The organism is Pseudomonas sp. HR1 (assembly GCF_030175875.1).
In the GTDB taxonomy this organism is placed as follows: domain Bacteria; phylum Pseudomonadota; class Gammaproteobacteria; order Pseudomonadales; family Pseudomonadaceae; genus Chryseomonas; species Chryseomonas oryzihabitans.
In genome coordinates, this window is record NZ_JASNRF010000071.1 from 1 (window position 1) to 589 (window position 589).

General features: G+C 56.4%; 1 protein-coding gene. It reads left to right on the plus strand.

The genetic code is table 11. The features are described 5' to 3' along the window. Positions 1-109: 109 nt before the first annotated feature. The coding region (locus QKY98_RS23640; RefSeq protein ID WP_502945105.1) for a HupE/UreJ family protein at positions 110-589 on the plus strand (480 nt) is incomplete at its 3' end.

The following is a 589-nucleotide window of genomic DNA, read 5'->3' on the forward strand; positions in this document are numbered from 1 at the left end:
TCAGTTCGTGCTCTGACCTCTGGCCTTTTTTCGGCCCAAGACCACTGAGACTTAGGATCCGTTTATGTACACGCTCACCTCCAATGGGAGGCCGGCATGCGTCTCGACGATGCGCCGTCCGCTCCTGTTTCTCTTCGCCTGCCTGACCCTCCTGCTGGGTGCCAGTGATGCCCTGGCTCATGCCGTCGCGGAAGGTGACAAGGGCTTCATCCAGGAAAGTTCGGGAGTGATGCTGCTCCCGTTCATCTACATGGGAGCCAAACACATGATCACCGGGTACGACCACCTGCTGTTCTTGTTTGGCGTGATCTTCTTTGTCTACCGCCTCAAGGATGTCGGCCTGTATGTCACCCTTTTTGCGGTAGGACATTCCGTGACACTGCTGTTTGGCGTGCTCACGAACATCAGCGTCAGCTCCTATGTCATCGACGCCATCATCGGTTTTTCCGTGGTGTACAAGGCGCTCGATAACCTGGGAGCGTTCCAGCGGTGGTTCGGCTATCAGCCAAACACACGGGTGGCCACCCTGGTATTCGGCTTGCTCCACGGCTTCGGATTGGCAACCAAGATTCAGGAGTTTGAGATCTCC